This is a genomic window from uncultured Caballeronia sp., from assembly GCF_964243625.1.
In the GTDB taxonomy this organism is placed as follows: Bacteria; Pseudomonadota; Gammaproteobacteria; order Burkholderiales; family Burkholderiaceae; genus Caballeronia.
The window spans coordinates 1-2,898 of record NZ_CAXTGZ010000714.1 but is presented as its reverse complement, the minus strand read 5'-3'; the positions used below and the strand labels follow the sequence as shown (position 1 = coordinate 2,898).

Genomic DNA, 2,898 nt, shown 5'->3' with positions numbered 1-2,898 from the left:
GAAGCAATGGCATTTCTTTTCCATTGATACCCGACATTTTCTGGCGCTTGCACAAGGTGTGACAGTCGATTCCGTGGTACCCAAAAATCCACGTGAATCCAGGATCTATGAATGGAATGGCGAGCAATTCGTTTTGTTTCAGACGCTCGACGGCACGTGGGGATACAACTGGGCATCCAAAAGTTTTGCGGGCGAGCACTACCTGGCGTACGCCGATCACTTGGGTGGCTCGCGCATCCTTAAATGGCAGGGCGAGCGTTTCGAGGCAGTTCAGATACTACCGGATCCGGGCGGCAGAGCATTTGTTTTCTTTGAGGACCATGGGGCGTTGTGGATGCTCTATGCCAACCTGATGGGATCAACCGTGCTTTATGAAATGAACGCAGAGCGGTTCATTGAACGACAGACTTTGGGCGGACCAGGCGGACGCGAATTGTGCTTGATCGACGGTGCTCTTGGCAAGTATCTGGTGCGCGTGTGCTTCATCACCGGCACGCCGCGTGACCCACATACCGCGCTTACATCGCAGATATATCAATGGAGCGGAAGCTCATTTGAACTCGCCGATGAATTCCCGACGGCTGGCGGAACAGACGCAACCGCGTTTGAAGCGAACGGAGTTCGCTACTTGGTCGTAAGCAATAGCCTTACAGAAGAAGTGCGTTTTAGGGCGGAGTCGGTGCTTTACCGATTTAACGGTTAGGCCCATCCAGCAGAACTCCTCGCCGCGATTTACCGCATGAAACGAATGCCTCTCAACGAAGAGGCAGGGCGAGATCTTGCCCAAAATAAAAAATTAACGGAGATCTATCAATGAAAGCGAAATACTTTTGCTCTGCAGTTGGCATGGTCGTAGCGTTGGGCGGCGCGAGTCAGCCTGTTTCGGCACAAAGCAGTGTCACGCTCTACGGCGTAATTGACGCGGGCGTTACCTATTTCAGCAATTTGAACGGCCACGGAACGTTCGTCGCACAAGACGGCTCGATTCAATCGAATAGGTGGGGTTTGCTCGGCAGCGAAGATCTTGGCGGGGGTACGAAGATCATTTTCCAGCTCGAAAACGGGTTTAATTTGTATAGCGGTACGCTGGTTCAGCCAGGTGTGCTCTTCAGCCGTCAGTCCTGGATTGGCGTAAATAACGCGCGTTATGGATCGTTCAAACTCGGCAAGCAATTCGATTTTTTCTGGGATAACCTCACGCAGTTTGCGATGGGCCAGTACGCGGGCCAATACTCATGGCATCCCGGCGATTTCGATCATCTGGCTGGAACGTTGCACATCAACAATGCGCTCAAATATGCGTCGTCCGTCTATCGCGGATTGTCGGTTGGTGCTCTCTACGCTTTTCCGTCATCGTCAGTATCCGCGGGAACCGGACGCGTCATTGCGTTCGGCGCCCGGTATGATGGTGGCCCTTTTCAAGCGGGTGTTGCCTACACGGATACCCACGATCTCGGTCTGAACGCGCCGTCGCAGGCCGGCACGACGTTGTTCCCGAATTTACCGGCAGCCCCGCTTGTGGGCACAAGCGTTAGTTCGATTGGGGCGGGCGCGAGCTATCGATTCGGGCCCAGTCTGACGAGGCTGCTATTTACAGACACACACTTTCGCATTCGTAACGACAACGGTTCGATGCCTGTTTATGAAATAAGCGAACTGTTCCAGTTCACACCTGCGGCAACGCTTATGGGCGGTTATTGGTATGCCAAACTGAGCGAACAAAAGTTCCAGAATGCGACGTTGCTGTTTGACTATGCTATCTCAAAGAGAACTGACGTTTATGCAAGCGGCAGCTATCTGCACGCATCGGGAGGCGCTGCGCCTGTATTTTTGGGAGGCGGGTCCGCGCCAATTTTCTTGAACGGAAGCTTGGTAGGTACGGGCGACTCGGCAAAGGCCATCCGCGTCGGTATGCGGACGCGGTTCTAAATCAACGTCCCGCCCCGCGCGCAAACAATCGGCAAAAAAAAGCTGACGCTGGGCTCGCCCTGCCGCGTGTAGGTGTAGTGAAAGATCGTTTGAACAGGAGTGGCGAGCGCTTACACTGCAGAAAAGGGTCTCCTCTTTCAACAAGCATACTTCCCCGATACGGGTCCGCGAAATGACGATCAGGCTGTTGCCGAAAAACTCAGCGAAGTGGTAACGCACTCGTGTTCTTGATTTCATCTAGACACACCGTTGAATTGACACTGCTTACACCCGGGATACGCATGAGCGTGTCCAATAGGAAGATCGATAGCAACTTTAAGTCGCGTTCCACAACTTTTAGCATGTAATCGAACTCACCGGTGACTGAGAAGCACTCCTGTATTTGAGGCAAGTCTGCGACGAGATTTATGAATTTTCCAAGATCCCGGATATGTCCGCGTTCCATAGTCACTTGTATAAATGCAACCACACCAAGCCCTAGGGCTGAAGGGTCTAGTCGGGTCTCATACCTCTTGATTAGACCAATCTCCTCTAAGCGACGGTGTCTCCTCAACGTTTGGGCGGGTGACAGCTTAATTGCGTCTGCGAGTTCCAAGTTTGTCGCTCGGCCGCCTTCCTGCAGCGCCTCGAGCAGTCGAACGTCGATACGGTCAATGATGACTTTTTCCATGGCGACCAACATCCTCGAAAATGAAATTTAGTTGTGAATTGTCACCGATTACGGATCGCTATTGAAATCTTATTTCTCTGGCAATTGACTACACTTAGTGCGTGCCAGAGCCCTGATTTGGAGATCCATGTCCTAGCAGCTCGCAGCTAGATAGAAAGAAATTAAGTTTCGACACTCGGCATCACAGATTGCACAAGTGCGCTATCTATTCTTGACACACAGGTCATCCTTGACCACCAAAACACAGCACATGAGGTATAGCCGTGACTGATTTGTTTGACAATCCGATGAAATTGATG

At 51.9% G+C, this 2,898-nt stretch carries 3 protein-coding genes; 2 read left to right on the top strand and 1 reads right to left on the bottom strand.

Annotated elements, in window-relative coordinates; genetic code table 11:
• Nucleotides 1-703 (top strand): hypothetical protein (locus tag ACFFAR_RS29800; protein WP_375509073.1); only part of this gene is annotated, 703 nt, incomplete at its 5' end.
• Nucleotides 704-813: 110 nt separating this feature from the next.
• Nucleotides 814-1,929 (top strand): porin, encoded by a 1,116-nt coding sequence (locus ACFFAR_RS29795; protein ID WP_375509072.1) that lies wholly within the window; start codon nt 814-816, stop codon nt 1,927-1,929.
• A gap of 199 nt (nt 1,930-2,128) precedes the next feature.
• Here ACFFAR_RS29795 and ACFFAR_RS29790 read toward each other — a convergent pair whose 3' ends face one another.
• On the bottom strand, nt 2,129-2,599 hold the full coding sequence (locus ACFFAR_RS29790; RefSeq protein ID WP_375509071.1) for an Lrp/AsnC family transcriptional regulator: 471 nt from the start codon (nt 2,597-2,599) through the stop codon (nt 2,129-2,131).
• Between the last annotated feature and the right edge of the window lie 299 nt (nt 2,600-2,898).

Excerpts from the sequence above, each read along its gene's own strand:
- ACFFAR_RS29795 (WP_375509072.1), top strand. The coding sequence starts at position 814 with ATGAAAGCGAAATACTTTTGCTCTGCAGTTGGCATGGTCGTAGCGTTG.
- ACFFAR_RS29790 (WP_375509071.1), bottom strand. The coding sequence starts at position 2,599 with ATGGAAAAAGTCATCATTGACCGTATCGACGTTCGACTGCTCGAGGCG.